Here is a 17,511-nt window from a genome sequence, read left to right as displayed (position 1 = left end):
CATTAAGCAGTCCGGCTATGCCGGTACTACTTGGAGAGCCGGCGTTGGTCATCTCGAAGTTGAAAGGGGAAGAGGCACTTTCTACGCTCTATTCCTACACGATTACTGCGAAAACACCGGCTAACTCACTCATTCCATGGCAGTCTGCATCAAACGTTGATTTGAAAGCGTTGATTGGTAAAGAGATGACCATCGAGATAGAAATTGATGGTAACGGGCTGGGTGAGGTTTATGGCGTTGGTAAAGATACGCGAGAAATTTCTGGCTTGGTTGAAAAAGCGCGTTACCGAAGTCGTGATGGTAACCAGGCTTTATATGAAATAGTGATCCGTCCCTGGTTTAACCTGGCGACATTAACCAGAGATTTCAAAATATTCCAGCAGAAGTCTGTGGTAGATATTATTGACGAAGTTCTGTCCGATTACAATTTCCCTTATGAAAAACGGCTGGCGGGTAACTATCCCTCGCTTGACTTCCAGGTTCAGTATGGGGAAAGCGATCACGAATTTCTGCAGCGGCTCATGGAAGAGTGGGGGATTTACTGGTTTTTTGAGCACAGTGAAAAAAATCACAAGTTGATTTTAGTCGATAATGTCGGTGCGCATAAGAAATTCCCTAGTGAAGCCTATCATGTGATGCAGTATGGCCCCGATAGCCCGAAGATGGATCAGGAGTATATTAATAAATTCGAATTCGAAGAAACTATTACCTCCGGCTCCTGGGTAACTAATGACTATGATTTTACCAAATCACGCGCAGACATCATGGCGCTGGATAATAAGCCAAGGAAGACCAGTTTTAACCAGATGGAGATATTTCACTGGCCCGGTGACTATGAGCAGCCACAAATTGGTGAGCAGCTGGCGCGCGTGCGCATGGAAGAACGAGGGGCGCTGGGCTCCCGGTGTGAAGGCTCGGGAGAACTGCGCGGTATCGCTTGCGGCTGCGTTTACGAGCTGGTCAATTACCCCGTAACGAAAGCGAATCGGGAATATATGATCCTCCGCAGTTCACTTGAGATCGAGGAGGTCGATCAGATCTCGTCACAGGATCAATTTACTTACCAGTGTCAGTTCACCGTTCAACCTACCACCAAAATCTACCGTCATCCTATGACCGTGGTAAAGCCAAAAACCAGTGGCCCGCAGCCCGCGATTATCGTCGGGCCTCCGGGTGAGACAGTCTGGACTGATGAGTATGGGCGGGTAAAAGTCCACTTCCTGTGGGACCGCTATGGTGTAAACCGCGAGTCTGACTCCTGCTGGCTGCGCGTCACGCAGAGCTGGGCAGGGGATAATTTCGGTGCGATTCATATTCCGCGTATTGGACATGAAGTGATCGTTGATTTTATCAATGGTGATCCCGACAGGCCGTTGATTATCGGCTGCCTGTACAACAACACCACGATGCCGCCGTGGGATCTTCCGGCTAACGGCACGCAGAGTGGCCTGATCAGCCGTACGATCGGCGGTGGCCGCAGTAACTACAACGGCGTACGTTTTGAAGATAAACCGGGCGCGGAGCACTACTGGGAGCAGGCGGAACGCGACATGACCCGCCTGACCAAAAGCAATGAAGTGCAGAGCATTGGGCTAAATTCTGATGTGAACGTTGGCGTTTCACGCAATCTGTTTGTCGGTGCCAACTATAAGTCTGACGTAGGCGGTAATAGTAGCGCCATTATTGGGGCAGCGCTGGGTATTCAGGTTGGTGCTGCCCATAGCCTTAACGTTGGCGCTCTCTACGGGATCAACGTTGGAGCGGCGATGATGACGAACGTCGGCGGCGCATCAATAACTGACGTCGGTGGTGCGATGATGACGAACGTCGGCGGTGCATCTATGACCAACGTCGGCGGTTACAACTCACTTGCCGTTGGCGGTGCCAATACTACGGTGGTGGGGGGGGCTATGACCATCGCCGTAGGGGGCGAGCTGTGCCTTACTGCCTCTGTCATCAAGCTTGTCGCTGGGAAAATCGTTATCCAGGGGGGGGAGGTAGATATCAACCCTGGTGACTGCGGTAACAGTTGCGGTGCTGGCGGCGGCGGCGGCGGCGGCATCGGTATCCTTATGGGGTTGCCAGGGTTACCCATGCTTTGCACGTTGCCTGGGGTGGTTGTCCCTCTGCCACCGCTGCCAACACCGAAGCCAACGGAACCACCGGTCACGGAACCGCCAGCAACGACGCCGCCACCGACGACGCCACCAGCAACGACGCCACCAGCAACGACGCCGCCACCGACGACGCCACCAGCAACGACGCCGCCATCGACGACGCCACCACCAACGACGCCGCCAGCAACGACGCCGCCATCGACGACGCCACCACCAACGACGCCGCCATCGACGACGCCACCACCAACGACGCCGCCAGCAACGACGCCGCCAGCAACGACGCCGCCAGCAACGACGCCGCCACCAACGACGCCACCACCAACGACGCCGCCAGCAACGACGCCGCCACCAACGACGCCGCCAGCAACGACGCCACCACCAACGACGCCGCCAGCAACGACGCCACCACCAACGACGCCGCCACCAACGACGCCGCCACCGACGACGCCGCCACCAACGACGCCGCCACCAACACCGACCGCAACACCAGAGCCTTAACGGTTCAGGCAATTACGACAGCAGATTTATTCGCTGTCGTAAGTTCAATTTCATTAAGGAGAATTAACGATGCAAAACGCAGCAAGAGTTGGGGATGCGACTTCTCACGGAGGAGCGATAGCTACCGGCTCTGACAACGTGACTACTAATGGATGTGCCGCGGCACTGGTTAGCGTCAGCATTGCACCCTGTGCCATTGGGCACGGCGCTGCACCAGTCGCGACCGGTTCTGGCTCGGTATTTATCAATGGTCAACCAGCAGCGCGGGTCGGCGATGTCACGGGCTGTGGCGCTGCGATAGTGTCAGGCTCTGGTGATGTGTTTATAGGGGGGTAATGGCATGAATATTCAATTTGAATGGCCAGCTTTGCGCCAGCCTGTAGCACTGGATAAGAGGCTCACTGCGGAGAATATTGCTGTTCTTGATGTGGTCAGTGGCGACTTTGGTATCACGAATAGCCGCTCAGGGCGAGATGTGGTTGCCTTCTATTGGCATCTCAACAGGCCCGTAATACTTAATTTGTGCGTTGATCACCTCTGTAGTCTGGATAGCGTAGAGCTCAAGTATGGCAGCGCCCATTCGCTGCGGCCTGGAAGCAAAATTCAGGCCGGTCATTTCAAACTCTCTCTGGCGAGAGAGAGCGATGTTGAAACCGAAGAACAGAATTTTTACCAGCTGATTTACTCTGGCAGTGACTTGCAGGCTTCCAAAAAAATTCCTGAGGTTGAAGAGGTGCTTCCCAATAGCGGAAGTAATATCAACGATCTGCACTACTTTATTGAACTCGACCAGGCAGAAGATAAGGGTAGCGATATCTTGAAAAGGCTGGAGGCGGAATATAAATATTTCCTTATCTGGCAGAAGCAGGGGGGGGATGAATATCATGATGCGAGTCACTATGAAAAACATACTATTAAAACGGACGATCGTTTCGACCACATCAGGGAGCAGGTTAAAGGAAAAACATTAACTGAATGCATCATCGCACGGGATTTTCTTATGGAGAAGGTTTGGCCGGATTTTGAAACAGGAGAATCTATTGATGATTTTTTCCAGCAAGATCAAAAAACCGATCTTTTAAAAGCGCTCTCTCCTGAGTATATCATGGCGAAAAACAAAGACAGAGTCCCTGACCTGGTATTTCAGGACTTTTATAAAGTGGGTCTGGATTCTCATTACTGAGAAAAGGAATAGCTATTATGAACGATTTAACCTCCCTCACTCAGGCACTTAAAATCTCATCGCTGGAAGAGATATTTGAACAGGTAGTCGCACAGGTAAAAGAGTATCCACAAAACCTTAAATTACGCGAGGCTCTGTTTAAACTTTATTGTGTTGATGGCGCCTGGCAGAAAGCCCTGCTACAGCTGGAGACCCTGGCGCTGCTTGAGGACGGTCGTGAAAAACAAACCGAGCTCTGCAAAAACCTGGTGTTCAGTGAAATGCAGCGCGCTCAGGTATTGCACGGCGAACGGCAGGCGGCAACCCTGCAAGGGGACACCCCGCTGTGGATGCAGAAATTGCATGATGCAAATGTGCAGCAGTATCATGGGGATGTAGAACAGGCGGAAATCTTGCGCTATGAAGCTTTCGATCTGGCTGATGAAACGGCGGGCCAAAGTGCTCTGCTGGGTAATTTTTCCTGGATAGCTGATAGTGATGGCCGCCTTGGCCCAGTTTGCGAATTTATCTGTGCCGGTGGATATCGCTGGGTACCTTTTTCTTCTATTCAGCAACTGAGTGTTTCACCGCCAGATCAGCTACTCGATCTGCTATGGGTACCTGCCACCATTAAAACAGGTGAGGAGATCTATCACGGGTTTATACCGGCTCGTTATCCTGTCGAAAAGCAGGAAGCACAGGAATTGAAACTCGGCTTTAAAACGGAGTGGTCTCAGCTGTCTGACATTTTTTCACCAGGTCGCGGCCGTAAAGTTATAATTACCAATCTTAATGAGCACTCAATTATGGAGGTTGGCGATATTGTTTTCGGATAAACCACAGGCAAGAAAAACACAATATCTGCCAACCCTGCTGGAACGGCTTCAGGATGATGAGCCAAAAAATTTGCACGATCGGTCAAAGCCAATCGATATCAGGCAGATGCGTACTTTGGTACAAAATGCTATTGCCGATCTGATCAATCATAGCAATATTGAAGATATTTTGGATGAGCGTCGACATAAGCTTATTATGAGCTCGGTGATCAATTATGGTGTGCCCGCACTGATTGGCACCCAGGAAAATCACCCTAACTGGAGTTTTATCGAAAAATCTATCCGGAACACGATTCTGCGGTTTGAACCAAGAGTTATTCCCGAAACGTTAATCGTTACATCTATGCAGGAAAAAGATCGCGTGGCGCGTTATGGCGTCATTAAATTTGAAATCAGGGGGCTGATATACTGGTACCCAAGGCCGGTTGATCTATGCATGAGTGGCCGGTATGACGTCGAATCTGAAAAGGTCGAGCTGCAGGTGCTTTAGATGAGAAGAAACAGTGAAATATCGATGCTGTCTGGCCGTTATCGATAACGTCATGTAATTAATAATTAGTAGGTAAAGTCCTGGCTGATTTTCCTAAAATTTCACAGCGGTTATTTCATTGTGAACTTTTTCGGACGATCGGCCGCTCCTTGCGACATTAAAAACCGATTTTTATAATCCTACAGAGGGGATATGTATCCTTTGAGTATTTGTATGGTGATTTGTTTTTTATTTTTATGATCTAACCGGGTGTTTGATCGCCGATACTGTTGCGCGTAGAATGCTGGATTAAAAGTGGAACCTACATAACATAATAACCGAAGTGCAACACATGGGTGTGAAGCATGTTAAATATAGCTATCATGGATGCTGATTTTTATAATTTATCGGGGTTGAGTTTTTTAATCACAGAACAGATTTCCGAAGAGGGTTTAGGCAATGTTTGTTTTGTGATCCCTTCCCTGGAATGTAGCGAAAAAATTTCAAATGTAATTTTTCGTGACAATACCGTGACGATTAATCTTTTTAAAAAAAAAGCTGCTCTTCAACGCATTAAAACAGCAGATGAACATTCTGAAAAAATCACTATCCACATCCCTTTTTTGACGAAATATCATACTCTGTATGATATTTCGATGAAGATTAGAAAAATTTTGGCGATTGCCTGTGCCGATTACAATATTCTGGTTAATAAAGAGGAGTCTTTCTGGAATTTTGGGCTTAAAAAGTATCGGCAGCTTTCCGATGCTGAAAATGATGTGATGGTCTTGATGGGAAAAGGGTTCAATAGTAATGATATCTCAAGGATGCTGAGTCGTTCGCCCAAAACGATCAATACACACTACCGTAACGCCAGTCGTAAGATTGGCGTTGCAAACAGAGCTGAATTCTATCGTTTTGCCTCATTTATCGCAGAGTGCGGGTGTAACGAAAGAAATACATTATGTTTGTGAGTGACCAGTGTAAAAGGATTTTAATATGAAAAGATACGTTAATCAATGTACTCTCGGTTTAATGATCAATGCATCACTGTATTCTTTACCAGTTTTCTTTTCTGTTAGTTTAGCGGTATGGGCGCAAACTAACGATACCATTATCGTCAATGGAAAAGAGGGCGCTATTTCTGATAAGACCCTGAATAACAGCGATATTGGAATTAATGGCTTCATTATCAGAGCGATGAAAGGTGCCAGCTTTAGTGCGACGAACTCTTTCCTCAACAGTTCAGGCATTCGCGGCGGTGGCGCGATTATTCAAGACAGTAAGTTTTACGGCAGAGACTTAAATATTAATGTGAGTGGGAGTCATGGTACCGGAATTTATCTTGCAGGTAAAAGCGATGCTGCCTTGGATCATATTAATATCCATGGGAAAGGTACTGCGGTAGGGCTACAAATGGATGGTACTCAGCATAGGCCGTTCACCCTGCCTACCGCCAAAATTAATGACAGTACCCTCTCGACCGAAAACGGCGATGCCATCATGGTCATGTCTGGCGATCTGGCGTTGAACCATGTGTCAGCCAGCACCCTTGGCAACGATACCCATGCCATTAACGCAAACATGGCGGCTACCGTTGCCATGGAGGGCGGGAAACTATCCACCCAGGGCACGCAGAGTGATGCCGTATGGATACCATCCGATGATTCATCCGTCAGCTTAAGCCATGTCGACGTTGCCACTCAGGGCAACGTTTCAATTGGGGTGAATGCGCAGGTGGGCACCGCCAAAGTTTCCACCAGCACGGTTGAAACCCACGGCGAGCGTTCCTATGGGCTATACACTGAGAATCAATTGGATGGCGATAACGTTGCCATTACGACCTTCGGTAACAATGCAGTGGGTCTTTTTACCGCAAATGGCGGTAAGGCCACGTTAATCAATAGCAATATTTCCACCCAGGGTGAACTTGCCGCGGCTCTGGTGGCTTATCCGCAGGCGCGTATTGATGCTAACAATGTGCGCATCGATACCTCAGGGAAACAAGGTTTCGGGCTGTGGAGCCGTGCAGGAACACTTAATGTTAATAAGAGCATCATAACGACTTCTGGTGAGGCGGCTGCCGGATTATATGTAAACGGTAAACCTGCTGACGCTTCCCACCCTGAAAATCATATCCGCTTGAATAATGTGACGCTGCACGCCGGACAGGCGCAGGCAATAGATGTTAACGCCACCCAACTGGCTCTTGAGGTTAAAGACTCCAGTCTGACCGGGGGTAACGGCCAGGTTATGACCGTCCGCCACTTTGCCGATCCTCAAGATAAAAAAAATAATATTTACAGTAAGGTTACGTTCAATGCAGAAAACAGCACGCTTAACGGCAACATGCTGTCATCCAGCTTCAATAACGCGGTGAGGGCAAATCTCACTGGCGGTTCTATTTTTAATGGCGCTGCAGACAAGGTGTCTTCAATTACGCTGGATAGCAGCAGTCAGTGGAATATGAATAATAGCTCCTTGGTGGGGCAGTTAACCAATAATGGCACCATTACCTTTTCCGACAAAAAGAAGTTCGACACGCTTAACGTGGCGGGGGATTACCTCGGCGATGGCGGCACACTGGTGATGAACGGCATACTGGCAGCGGATGATTCACCGATAAACAAAATGATCGTCGGTGGAGATGTGCAGCAGGGTACTACTCATGTTGCTATTAATAATCTTGGCGGGCATGGTGCGCAAACGGTGGAAGGCATTGAGGTTGTGAATGTTGCTGGGACCTCTAAAGGTAATTTTGTCAAAACCGGGCGGATCGTGGCAGGAGCATATGATTACGATCTCGATAAGAAAGGCCAAAACTGGTATCTGACCAGTCACCCGACAGGTCCCGGTGACGGGACGGATAAGCCTTCTGTGCTGCGTCCTGAAGGTGGCAGTTACGTTGCTAACCTTGCTGCTGCCAACACCCTGTTTGTGATGAGCCTACATGACCGCCTGGGAGAACCGCAGTTTACGGATACCCTCAAGGATAAAAATGAAGTCACCAGCCTGTGGCTGCGACAGGTGGGTGGGCATAATAGCTGGCATGACAGTAGTGGGCAGTTAAGAAGCCAGGGCAATCGCTATGTCGCTCAGATTGGCGGCGATCTCGCGCAATGGAGTGAAAATGGCGCAGACCGCTGGCATCTTGGATTTATGGCGGGCTATGGTAACCAGCACAGCAACACGCATAACCGGCAAAGTCACTTTCATTCTAAAGGCACCCTCGATGGCTATAGCGTAGGGGGATATGCGACCTGGTACGCCAATGCTGCCGATCAAACGGGGGCTTATCTGGATAGCTGGCTGCAGTACGCCTGGTTTACCAATGACGTGAAAGGTGAAAAGCAGGCAACGGAGCACTATAAATCACATGGGGTAATAACCTCTCTCGAAGGGGGATACACGTGGAAAACAGGCGAGTTTTGGGGAAGCCATGGATCGCGTAACGAGTGGTTTATCCAGCCGCAGGCACAGCTTGTCTGGATGGGGGTGCGTGCAGACACGCATCACGAAGATAACCGCACTGTGGTAAAAGGCGAGGGCGACGGTAATCTGTTGACGCGACTGGGCATTAAAACCTATCTGAAAGGGCACCATGCGCTGGATAACGGTAAACAGCGTGAGTTCCAGCCCTTCATCGTAGTGAACTGGCTGCATAACACGCGTAAATTCGCGGCCAAAATGGATGGTGCACGCGTCAGTCAGGATGGTGCGACTAATCTGCTCGAGCTCAAAATGGGTGTGGAAGGGCAAATCGATTCGCGGTTGAATCTTTGGGGGAACGTTGGGTCACAATTCGGTGGCCACGCTTATAACGATACTGGTGCGATGGTTGGGGTGAAGTACAATTTTTAACCTTATCAGCCTACCTCCAGCAAATCCGCTTCTGGCGGGTTTGTTGTATGGTATCACCGTGCTACTTAGTTTCTGTCATAAAGCTTAACGGGACATACATAAGCGGTGTTCTGGTTGTCCGAAAGCGTTGAAAGTGTTGCCTGTCAATGTGATTGACATGTACTATCAGAGAAATTTTTCGTAGTAAAACAACGTAGATATTTCATGATATGAACAATCCTAAGAAGATATTATTTATTGTAGAGATGCTTAATGGCAGGGGGGGGATGGAGAATGTAACCTGTCAATTGATTAACATGCTGAATAATGAAGAGTATATTTCTGCAGGATTGTTCATTATCAATTATCATTCAGGAGGTGAATCTGATTTCTGGATGAAGGATATCGTATGGGGTTCCAGCACAGATGTGATGAGAAATCCCAAAATAACGCGCTTATTTCATACGCTGCGTCTTGCATGGTTTTTGAAAAAAAACAAGCCCGGACACATTATCGCACTCAATACGGTCCCCTGCCTTATTGCCCATCGTGCTATTTGTCTATCCAGGCAGAAAATCATGCTATCTTCATGGATGCATCTCCCACCGAAATATAGATACAGACCACGTTACCTGACTTTAGCCAATCATCATTTTGCTATAAGCGAAGGTATCAAACAACAATTGATAGATTTAGGTGCAAATGAGCAGTCTATTGATGTTGTATTCAATCCGGTAAAAAGAAATGATTCTGTCATTCCCCGTTCAAAAAAGATGAAATTCCTTTATGTAGGAAGGGTTCATTTTGAGGATCAGAAGCAGCTAAAAGATTTATTTGATGCAGTCAGCCAACTCGACTTCGATTGGTCACTGGATATTGTAGGGGATGGCCCTGATTCTGAACGTTGCAAAAAATATGCTGTCGATAAAAATATCAGTGACAAAGTTTTCTGGCATGGTTGGCAAGAAGATTCATGGGGGTATATCGAAAAAAATATAAAAAGCGTGACATGCCTCCTTCTGACATCAAATAACGAAGGTTTTCCACTGGTACTACTGGAAGCAATATCGCGTGGAGTATTTTGCATTTCTTCTGATTGTATCAGTGGACCATCAGAAATCATTAGACCAGGAGTGAATGGTCAGTTGTATCAGACCAATCATATTGAGCAGTTGGCTGAGGTGTTAAAAAACCTGAATAAGAAAGGCATAATGTCATCACAAAATGATATTAAAGACAGCGTTTCTGATTTTTATGAGTCTTCTTATATGGAAAGATTCAAGAAAATAATTAATGATAAAGCACTGGAAATAAAATGAACATTGATATAAAAGATAACAATATTTTTGCTAAGTTGATCAATGTTGCTGTTGTTTTTCTATCTACTTCCCTAGCGCTCAACCTTGTTACTTATGGGATCTCACAGAAGCTATTTTACCTTACAGGTTATATCTGCGCTTTTCTTACCGTGATGGTCTTATTTAAAAAAGAAGAGAGAAAGGAAATAGATTTTTTCACATATCTTCTGGTTTTGGCATTGATTTTTATAGGGGTTGTGCGCGTTGCTTGGGTAGTTTATATTCAAAGCGAACCTCGGGAGATATCTGATATTGCCGCTGGAGTTCTTGACGGTTATCGTTTGAGTGGGAAAAGATTGTTCCTCGGGGCCTTTATCGTTGCTGCAATGATGATATATGGAAGGAAAGTATCCAAAAAAACCGTCAGCTGCGTCAAGGTTATCCTGCTCATTGGAATGATAGTTACCTTGGTTGCCGGGTTTTACGAATATTTTTATGTAACACATCGTCGAATTAAACTAACGGCCGATGCTGCATCGAGTTCTTCTTATATGGTGATGTTTATCTACTGCGCTTATTTGTGGCTATGTGGTTTCCATTTCGGGAAGTTATGGCGATTGATTGATGTAGTATTTATTGCGGTCGCATTTTTGGTTATGGTTCTGTGTGGTACTAGAATTACGTTCCTCGCATTTATGGGTGTCACTTTTCTCTACTATATTAAAGCGCTGGGTTGGAGGAACATTATATATAGCAAGAGGAATATTGCTCTTGCAGTATGTTTAATGACGGTGGTCATCTCCTTCACTCAGGCTCGATGGATTGAGGCGATCAATAATATTGATAACTACGATGTTAATAGTTCTACATCTGTTGGGGCGCGGTTCTCTATATGGGCAAGTGGTGTGAATTTTATTGAGAAAAACATAGGGTTTTCTTCTCCTGATGAACGCACTGAAGTTTCAAGAAAGTATATTCATCATATCGATCCCAAAAATCACACGGCTTATAATAATGTTGAATATAATATGCATAATGAATTTTTAGAGGTCACGAGCCTGCAAGGTTTGTTAGGCTTTGCTTCATTGTTCATCTTTTACCTGGTTGTGCTTGTTGGTAAATTTAAACACTCGCCTCTTCACGGGGTTGTTATGCCTGTAGCGGCATTGTTTATTACGGGATTAACAGATTCAGTGTTGATCTATGGCCCTACAGCCATGGTGTTCGTTTCTGCATTAGCTCTCTGTTCTATCAACTCAGAGCGCAAGATGATGGAGTGAAAGAATAAGTCTCGTTTATTGGGGGATGAGTTAACTTCCCCCCTTGAATGGCATTGCACAGCTCCTGATCCGCAGTGCAGCTTCAATTTTATCCGCAGTTTTGGTCACCATCCACACAATCACCTTATAAAACCCGGTTACGATTAAGAAGGCTTCGGGATAGTGCCCCACTGCTGTCGGTGATATAGCCGTGATCCCCCAGCTTGTTGTGCATGCTGCTCATCAGCAGGTTGATGCCTTTGCCACCCAGGCACTGGCCCTGCACCTGATTCGACATGCGCTGCAGCGGCAGCCAGTGCAGTAAGGCGCTGCCCGGCGCAAAAAATGAGGGACAACATCAAACAATCCTTGTTAATGAAACGCTTAATAATTAGCCATGTTGAGGTGGCGAATAATAGGAACAGCCTGGTCGTTTTGCAACCCGTTAGTGCGTTTCTAAGGGATCTTCTTAAGCGCAGCGGGGGTGGAGTAAACCCGCTATTTCTGAGTCACGCTGAGGTTTTTGCTGCGTGTGGCCACCGTGCTGATTTTACCGATATGACTCGGTCAGTTCGCGCTGGGCAGGACAAAACAGAGGGCGCAGCAGAAGATGACAAATTTGTCATCTTTGCTCGTCGCCGCGCAGTAATGGTTTATTCTGTCGCATGAGTTTTTCCGGTAAATCTTAAGGATCGCACGATGAAGACGGTGGTATTTGGCTATCACGATATGGGATGCAGTGGATTGCAGGCGCTGCTGGCGGCCGGTTATGAGGTCATGGCGGTTTTCACCCATGCCGATGTGCCGGGTGAAAACCACTTCCACGGTTCGCTGGCACAGCAGGCCGCTGAGCAGGGCATTGCGGTGTTTATGCCTGAAGATATCAATCAGCCATCCATCGTCGCGCAGCTCAGGGCGCTGGCACCTGAAGCGATTTTTTGTTTCTCATACCGTCAGGCGCTGAATGCAGAGATTCGGGCCTGTGCCAGCGTGGGAGCTTTCAATGTGCATGCTTCATTGCTGCCTGCCCATCGCGGCAGGGCACACCTGAACTGGGCGCTGATTAAAGGGGATAAAGAGACCGGCGTTACGCTACACCGTATCACCGAGCGGCCCGATGCCGGGCCGATACTTGCTCAACAGCGGGTGGCCATTACCCCACAGGATGATGTTTTTTCGCTGCATAACAAGCTGGTCGCCACCAGCGCGGCGCAGTTGGCCCTCTGGCTTCCTGCGCTGAAGGCAGGGCGGCTGACGGAAACGGAACAGGACGAAAGCCAGGCCAGCAGTTTTGGTGCGCGTAAGCCTGAAGACGGTGAAATTTATTGGCAGCAGAGCGCCGACGAGGTTCACAATCTTATCCGTGCGCTGACGCGGCCCTGGCCAGGCGCTTTTAGCGGCTATCAGGGGCAGCGCATCATCATCTGGCAGAGCCGGGCGATCAACGAATCTTCCCCGCAACCGCCGGGCCCCCTGATTTCGATCTCACCGCTGATGGTTGCCTGTGGTTCTGGGGCGTTGGAAATCCTACAGGCGGAGTGTGTGGCCATGGCGAACATGGCGGTTGGCGATAAATTAAGCGGCTGAGCGTAGAGTAAGCAGCGTTATTTTATTGATAATAAAAGTAAAAAAATCTCCATGTCATATTTATTAAATGCCTTAAGGTATTCCTAATCTGCGGTGGCGACACTGGGTGCAATTGTTTGATAATGGGCCCAAAAGTTATGCCACTGCTTTACTTTAAAAGACCAGCGCTGAGCCGCATCTCTTATCTGATTCTCTTTTCACTCTATATTTCTGTCTTTCTGAATATTGCCTATTACCGTCAGGTTTTAGTGGATATGCCGCTCGATAACCTGCGCACCGTGCTGGTGTTCCTGTCGATGCCGGTGGTGGCTTTTAGCGTGATTAATATCATCACCACGCTAGCCTCGTTCCTGTGGCTCGACCGTCTGGTGATTGCCCTGTTTATCCTGGTCTCGGCCTGCGGGCAGTATTTCATTATCAATTACGGCATTGTGCTCGACCGTTCGATGATCGTGAACATGATGGACACCACCGCATCGGAGACCTTTGCGCTACTGACGCCGAAAATGGTGATTACGCTGCTGCTGACGGCGGTACTGATGATGGTGATGGCGTTCTGGGTGCGGATTAAAAAGACGCAGCCGCTGTGGAAAAGCGCGCTTTATCGCCTGATCGGCGTGGCGATCTCCATCTGCCTGATCCTGCTGGTGGCGCTGTTCTTCTACAAAGATTATGCCTCGCTGTTTCGCAATAATAAGGAACTGGTGAAGGCGCTAAGCCCGTCGAACAGCATTGTCGCCTCGCTCTCTTACTACTCGCATCAGAAGCTGGCGAATGCTCCGCTGATTAAGATTGGCGAGGATGCAAAGCTAAACCCGTTAATGAGCGGCGGTAAAAAAAATCTGACCATTATCGTGCTGGGTGAAACCACGCGCGCGGACAACTTCTCGCTGGGCGGCACTTATTCGCGTGAGACCACGCCGCTGCTGGCAAAAGAGGATGTGGCTTACTTCCCGCACACCATTTCGTGCGGCACGGCCACGGCAGTGTCGGTGCCCTGCATGTTCTCCAATATGCCACGCGCCCATTACGACAGCGACCTTGCCGCTCACCAGGAGGGGATGCTGGATATCATTCAGCGCGCCGGTATTCAGGTGCTGTGGAAGGATAACGATGGTGGCTGTAAAGGGGCCTGCGATCGCGTGCCGCATGAGGATGTCACCAGCCTGAACCTGGCAGATATGTGCATTAACGGTGAATGTTACGACGAGGCGCTGTTCCACAATCTTGAGGATTATATTCAGAACCTGAAAGGCAACGGCGTCATTGTTCTGCACACCATTGGCAGTCACGGCCCGACCTACTGGCACCGTTATCCGCCACAGTTCCGCAAATTTACCCCGACCTGTGATACCAGCCAGATTCAGGAGTGCTCGCAGCAGCAGCTGATAAATACTTACGACAATACCATTCTGTATATCGATTACGTCGTCGATAAAGCGATTAACGTGCTGAAATCACATCAGGATCGGTACACCACCAGCCTGGTTTATCTCTCCGATCACGGTGAGTCGCTGGGGGAAAACGGCGCCTATCTGCACGGCCTGCCGTATGCGATTGCGCCGATGACGCAGAAGCACGTCCCGATGCTGATCTGGCTGTCGCCGGATTATCAGCAGCGCTATGGCGTTAACGGCGAGTGTCTGAAAAAGCTGGCGGAAAACGATGAGTTTTCTCAGGACAACCTGTTCTCCACGATGCTGGGATTAACCGGCACGCAGACCAAAGAGTATGTGGCGGGTGATGATATTTTGACGGCGTGCAGAGGGAAGTCATAACCAGGCGTTGAGTGCAACGACGAGTCTCAGGGAAGAGATTCATTATCAAGCGCAGAAAGCAAAAAACCCGCCAGAGGCGGGTTTTTCTAAATATGGTGCCCGAACCCGGAATCGAACCAGGGACACGGGGATTTTCAATCCCCTGCTCTACCGACTGAGCTATTCGGGCAACGGGGCGCATTAAACCGTAAAGGCCGTTCGGCGTCAACGGCTTTGTCATAAAAAAGACGCAAACTCCCGCCGACTGCCTGCTTTTTACCCGCCTGGATTAAAAGCTGTTCAGCTCAGCGCACCGTTCTTGCGGCACAGCGCAAAGTTGAGCACATCTTCCGCCAGACAGCGCGCAGTCTCGACATCCTCTACCTGGCGTTTAACCAGCAGGCGTGACAGGCAGCCCTCCAGAATCAGCTCCATCTGGTGCGCGACGCCCGCAGGGTTGTCCGTTTCCAGCTCGCTCAGCAGTTGATGAGTGAACTGCCACGAAGCCTGCTTTTGCAGCTCGGCAATCTGGTGGATCGGGTGCTCCGGCTGCGGATAGAAGCTGCAGGCGGCAATAAACAGGCAGCCGGGATAGCGCTTATTGTTCACCGCATCGGCCAGCACCTGGTAACGGGCCAGCAGTTTTTGCCCGGCGCTCAGGCTGTCATCCAGCAGCAGCTGGCGGCGCCACACGTCGATCTGCTGGCCGTGATAGCGCAGCGCGTCATACAGCAGCGCGTCGCGATCCGGCCAGAAGCGCTGCAGCTCCTGTGCACTGCAGTCCAGTTCACCCGCCATCATTTCAAGAGAGGTGGTCGCCGCAAGGCCATGCTGCTCCAGCACGTTCAGAGCCTGTTCAAGTACGTGTTCACGCTGCACGCGGTTCTCCTCTTTTACACTTCATTATCGAACCTTAGTGTCGTTTAATGCGCCAGTTTCTGCAAATGCGCGCGGAAAGCGGCAGGTTTCATCAAGCCGGTGATGCGCGAGCCGGGAATTTCGTGGCCGCTGGCATCGAAGAACAAAATGGTCGGCAGGCCGAGCACGTTCAGGTGCTGGAGCAGGGCGCTGTCGGTGGCACTGTTGGCGGTAACGTCCGCCTGTAACAGCTGCAGCTGACCGAGCGCGCTCTGCACCTGGCCGTCGCTGAAGGTGTACTTCTCAAACTCTTTGCAGGCCACGCACCAGTCGGCATACAGATCGAGCATGGTGATTTTGCCCGCACTGTTTTGCAGCTGCTGGTTGAGCTGCTTAACGCTGCTGACGCGGTTAAAGCTGAGGTGCGCGGCCGATTCTGCCGTTGGCGCATTGCCGAAGGCCCAGTCCTGTAACGGGCGGGCAGCAATCAGCATTGCGCCCAGCAGCAGGATTTGCAGCACGCGCAGCCAGCCGCGGTCGGCTTTCAGGCTGCTGATAAATGCCCAGCCGAAGAAGGCCACGCCCAGCGCGCTCCACAGGCGCAGGCCCCAGGCATCGCCGATAACGCGTTCCAGCAGGAACACCGGCAGGGCGAGGATGACGAAGCCGAAGCCCTCTTTGACCGTCTGCATCCACGGGCCGCTTTTCGGCAGCAGGCGGTTACCAAACAGCGTAATGGCAATCAGCGGCAGGCCCATGCCCAGCGCGTAGAGATACAGCGTGCCGCCACCGGCCAGCATATTGCCGCTCTGGGCGATATACAGCAGGATGGCGCTGAGCGGGGCAGTGGTGCACGGCGAGCAAATTAGCCCGGCCAGCGCGCCCATCAGGAATACGCCGGGCAGCGATCCCCCCTGCTGGCGGTTGCTCCACAGCGTCAGGCGGGTCTGCAGGGAAGAGGGCAGCTGCAGGCTGAACAGGCCAAACATCGACAGCGCCAGCACGATAAACAACGCGGAAAGCACGATCAGAACGGCGGGAGCCTGCAGTGCCGCCTGGAAGCGCAGCCCGGCAGCGGCGACCACAATCCCCATCACCGTGTAGGTCAGCGCCATTCCCTGCACATAGACCATCGCCAGCGCGAACAGGCGGCCCAGGCGGTACTGGCGGTTGCCGCCGAGGATAATGCCGGAGATCAGCGGATACATCGGCAGTACGCAGGGGGTGAACGCCACGCCAATCCCAATCAGCAATGCCCACAGCGGGGAGAATGGCAGGGCATTATCGCTGCGGTTATCCGGCGCGGCGCTGACGGCGGCTGATGGCGCGGGCGCAGGTGCGCTGCTGTGGGCTGCCACGGCATTGAGCGGCACGCTGCGGGTTTCCGGCGGGTAGCAGAATCCGGCAGCGGCGCAGCCCTGATAGGTGACCGTCATCTGCGCGCCGTTTCCGGCCTGCTCAAGGGTAAACGGCAGCGTCAGGCTCTGCGGGTAGATTTCGGTCTTGCCGTAGAACTCATCTTGGTGTGGCTTGCCTGCAGGCAGTTCCCACTGCGCCAGGGTCGCGCCCTGTACGCTGATTTTCAGCTGTTGGCGATAAAGGTAGTAGCCGGGCTTGACCTGCCAGCTGAGCGTGAGCTGATCGTTTTTCTGAGAAAAATCAAAAGCAAAAGCCTGATTGACCGGAACAAACTGGCTGTTACTGTTCTGCCCGAACAGTGATGCACTGGCGGTAGCGCTGAACAGGCTGAGCAACAGCAGAAAAATGTAGGGGATAAGTCGCTGGGTCATAACGGGTCTTTCTCTCTCCATGTGGGACCGGCCTTACGGG

At 50.3% G+C, this 17,511-nt stretch carries 14 protein-coding genes, 1 tRNA gene and 1 pseudogene; 12 read left to right on the top strand and 4 right to left on the bottom strand.

Going from position 1 to position 17,511, the window contains the following annotated elements; all coding sequences use genetic code 11:
* The first annotated feature begins 17 nt into the window (after window positions 1-17).
* From ID864_RS06670 to ID864_RS06630, 9 genes are all read left to right on the top strand, one after another.
* Window positions 18-2,615 (top strand): type VI secretion system Vgr family protein, encoded by a 2,598-nt coding sequence (locus ID864_RS06670; protein WP_191149644.1) that lies wholly within the window; start codon window positions 18-20, stop codon window positions 2,613-2,615.
* 69 nt (window positions 2,616-2,684) lie between these two features.
* A complete protein-coding gene (locus ID864_RS06665; protein WP_099755045.1) occupies window positions 2,685-2,951 on the top strand; it encodes a PAAR domain-containing protein in 267 nt (88 codons plus the stop codon).
* A 4-nt stretch (window positions 2,952-2,955) separates the two neighbouring features.
* Complete coding sequence (locus ID864_RS06660) at window positions 2,956-3,798, top strand: TagK domain-containing protein (protein WP_048918751.1); 843 nt, start codon at window positions 2,956-2,958, stop codon at window positions 3,796-3,798.
* 17 nt (window positions 3,799-3,815) lie between these two features.
* Window positions 3,816-4,613 (top strand): type VI secretion system accessory protein TagJ, encoded by a 798-nt coding sequence (locus ID864_RS06655; protein ID WP_191149596.1) that lies wholly within the window; start codon window positions 3,816-3,818, stop codon window positions 4,611-4,613.
* Window positions 4,600-5,103 (top strand): type VI secretion system baseplate subunit TssE, encoded by a 504-nt coding sequence (locus tag ID864_RS06650; RefSeq protein WP_099755048.1) that lies wholly within the window; start codon window positions 4,600-4,602, stop codon window positions 5,101-5,103. The genes ID864_RS06655 and ID864_RS06650 overlap by 14 nt, the downstream gene beginning before the upstream one ends.
* Window positions 5,104-5,447: 344 nt before the next feature.
* Entirely contained in the window at window positions 5,448-6,056 is a 609-nt protein-coding gene (locus ID864_RS06645) for a helix-turn-helix domain-containing protein (protein ID WP_062818477.1), read from the top strand.
* Between the two features lie 25 nt (window positions 6,057-6,081).
* Window positions 6,082-8,943 (top strand): autotransporter outer membrane beta-barrel domain-containing protein, encoded by a 2,862-nt coding sequence (locus ID864_RS06640; protein WP_191149595.1) that lies wholly within the window; start codon window positions 6,082-6,084, stop codon window positions 8,941-8,943.
* 209 nt (window positions 8,944-9,152) lie between these two features.
* The gene (locus ID864_RS06635; RefSeq protein ID WP_224750421.1) at window positions 9,153-10,241 is read left to right on the top strand and encodes a glycosyltransferase; all 1,089 of its coding nucleotides are present in this window, start codon (window positions 9,153-9,155) and stop codon (window positions 10,239-10,241) included.
* Window positions 10,238-11,500, top strand: coding sequence for an O-antigen ligase family protein (locus tag ID864_RS06630; RefSeq protein ID WP_062818474.1), 1,263 nt, complete (start codon window positions 10,238-10,240; stop codon window positions 11,498-11,500). Before ID864_RS06635 ends, ID864_RS06630 begins: the two co-directional genes overlap by 4 nt.
* Window positions 11,501-11,678: 178 nt before the next feature.
* Here ID864_RS06630 and ID864_RS23695 read toward each other — a convergent pair.
* Window positions 11,679-11,804 (bottom strand): annotated as a pseudogene (locus tag ID864_RS23695) (POTRA domain-containing protein); the annotation flags it as partial.
* A gap of 20 nt (window positions 11,805-11,824) precedes the next feature.
* Here ID864_RS23695 and ID864_RS06620 point away from each other — a divergent pair.
* The 3 genes from ID864_RS06620 to eptA all read left to right on the top strand — a co-directional run bounded on the left by ID864_RS06620 (window position 11,825) and on the right by eptA (window position 14,844).
* On the top strand, window positions 11,825-12,148 hold the full coding sequence (locus ID864_RS06620) for a hypothetical protein (protein WP_048918606.1): 324 nt from the start codon (window positions 11,825-11,827) through the stop codon (window positions 12,146-12,148).
* Window positions 12,149-12,178: 30 nt separating this feature from the next.
* On the top strand, window positions 12,179-13,066 hold the full coding sequence (locus ID864_RS06615) for a formyltransferase family protein (RefSeq protein WP_053110506.1): 888 nt from the start codon (window positions 12,179-12,181) through the stop codon (window positions 13,064-13,066).
* Window positions 13,067-13,203: 137 nt separating this feature from the next.
* Window positions 13,204-14,844: a phosphoethanolamine transferase EptA gene (eptA, locus tag ID864_RS06610; protein ID WP_191149593.1), complete on the top strand. Its 1,641-nt coding sequence runs from the start codon at window positions 13,204-13,206 to the stop codon at window positions 14,842-14,844.
* Between the two features lie 93 nt (window positions 14,845-14,937).
* Here eptA and ID864_RS06605 read toward each other — a convergent pair.
* The 3 genes from ID864_RS06605 to ID864_RS06595 all read right to left on the bottom strand — a co-directional run bounded on the left by ID864_RS06605 (window position 14,938) and on the right by ID864_RS06595 (window position 17,471).
* Window positions 14,938-15,013, bottom strand: a tRNA-Phe gene (locus ID864_RS06605).
* A gap of 110 nt (window positions 15,014-15,123) precedes the next feature.
* Window positions 15,124-15,702, bottom strand: a complete 579-nt coding sequence (locus ID864_RS06600) for a transcriptional regulator (RefSeq protein WP_048917446.1) — start codon at window positions 15,700-15,702, stop codon at window positions 15,124-15,126.
* A gap of 44 nt (window positions 15,703-15,746) precedes the next feature.
* Entirely contained in the window at window positions 15,747-17,471 is a 1,725-nt protein-coding gene (locus tag ID864_RS06595) for a protein-disulfide reductase DsbD (protein WP_191149592.1), read from the bottom strand.
* Window positions 17,472-17,511: the final 40 nt, after the last annotated feature.

This window comes from Erwinia aphidicola (genome assembly GCF_014773485.1).
GTDB classification, from domain to species: domain Bacteria; phylum Pseudomonadota; class Gammaproteobacteria; order Enterobacterales; family Enterobacteriaceae; genus Erwinia; species Erwinia aphidicola.
This window is presented reverse-complemented; position numbering and strand designations above follow the sequence as displayed.

Excerpts from the sequence above, each read along its gene's own strand:
- ID864_RS06635 (WP_224750421.1), top strand. The coding sequence starts at position 9,153 with ATGAACAATCCTAAGAAGATATTATTTATTGTAGAGATGCTTAATGGC.
- ID864_RS06640 (WP_191149595.1), top strand. The coding sequence starts at position 6,082 with ATGAAAAGATACGTTAATCAATGTACTCTCGGTTTAATGATCAATGCA.
- ID864_RS06665 (WP_099755045.1), top strand. The coding sequence starts at position 2,685 with ATGCAAAACGCAGCAAGAGTTGGGGATGCGACTTCTCACGGAGGAGCG.
- ID864_RS06620 (WP_048918606.1), top strand. The coding sequence starts at position 11,825 with ATGAGGGACAACATCAAACAATCCTTGTTAATGAAACGCTTAATAATT.
- ID864_RS06660 (WP_048918751.1), top strand. The coding sequence starts at position 2,956 with ATGAATATTCAATTTGAATGGCCAGCTTTGCGCCAGCCTGTAGCACTG.
- ID864_RS06655 (WP_191149596.1), top strand. The coding sequence starts at position 3,816 with ATGAACGATTTAACCTCCCTCACTCAGGCACTTAAAATCTCATCGCTG.
- ID864_RS06615 (WP_053110506.1), top strand. The coding sequence starts at position 12,179 with ATGAAGACGGTGGTATTTGGCTATCACGATATGGGATGCAGTGGATTG.
- ID864_RS06630 (WP_062818474.1), top strand. The coding sequence starts at position 10,238 with ATGAACATTGATATAAAAGATAACAATATTTTTGCTAAGTTGATCAAT.
- ID864_RS06645 (WP_062818477.1), top strand. The coding sequence starts at position 5,448 with ATGTTAAATATAGCTATCATGGATGCTGATTTTTATAATTTATCGGGG.
- ID864_RS06670 (WP_191149644.1), top strand. The coding sequence starts at position 18 with ATGCCGGTACTACTTGGAGAGCCGGCGTTGGTCATCTCGAAGTTGAAA.
- ID864_RS06595 (WP_191149592.1), bottom strand. The coding sequence starts at position 17,471 with ATGACCCAGCGACTTATCCCCTACATTTTTCTGCTGTTGCTCAGCCTG.
- eptA (WP_191149593.1), top strand. The coding sequence starts at position 13,204 with ATGCCACTGCTTTACTTTAAAAGACCAGCGCTGAGCCGCATCTCTTAT.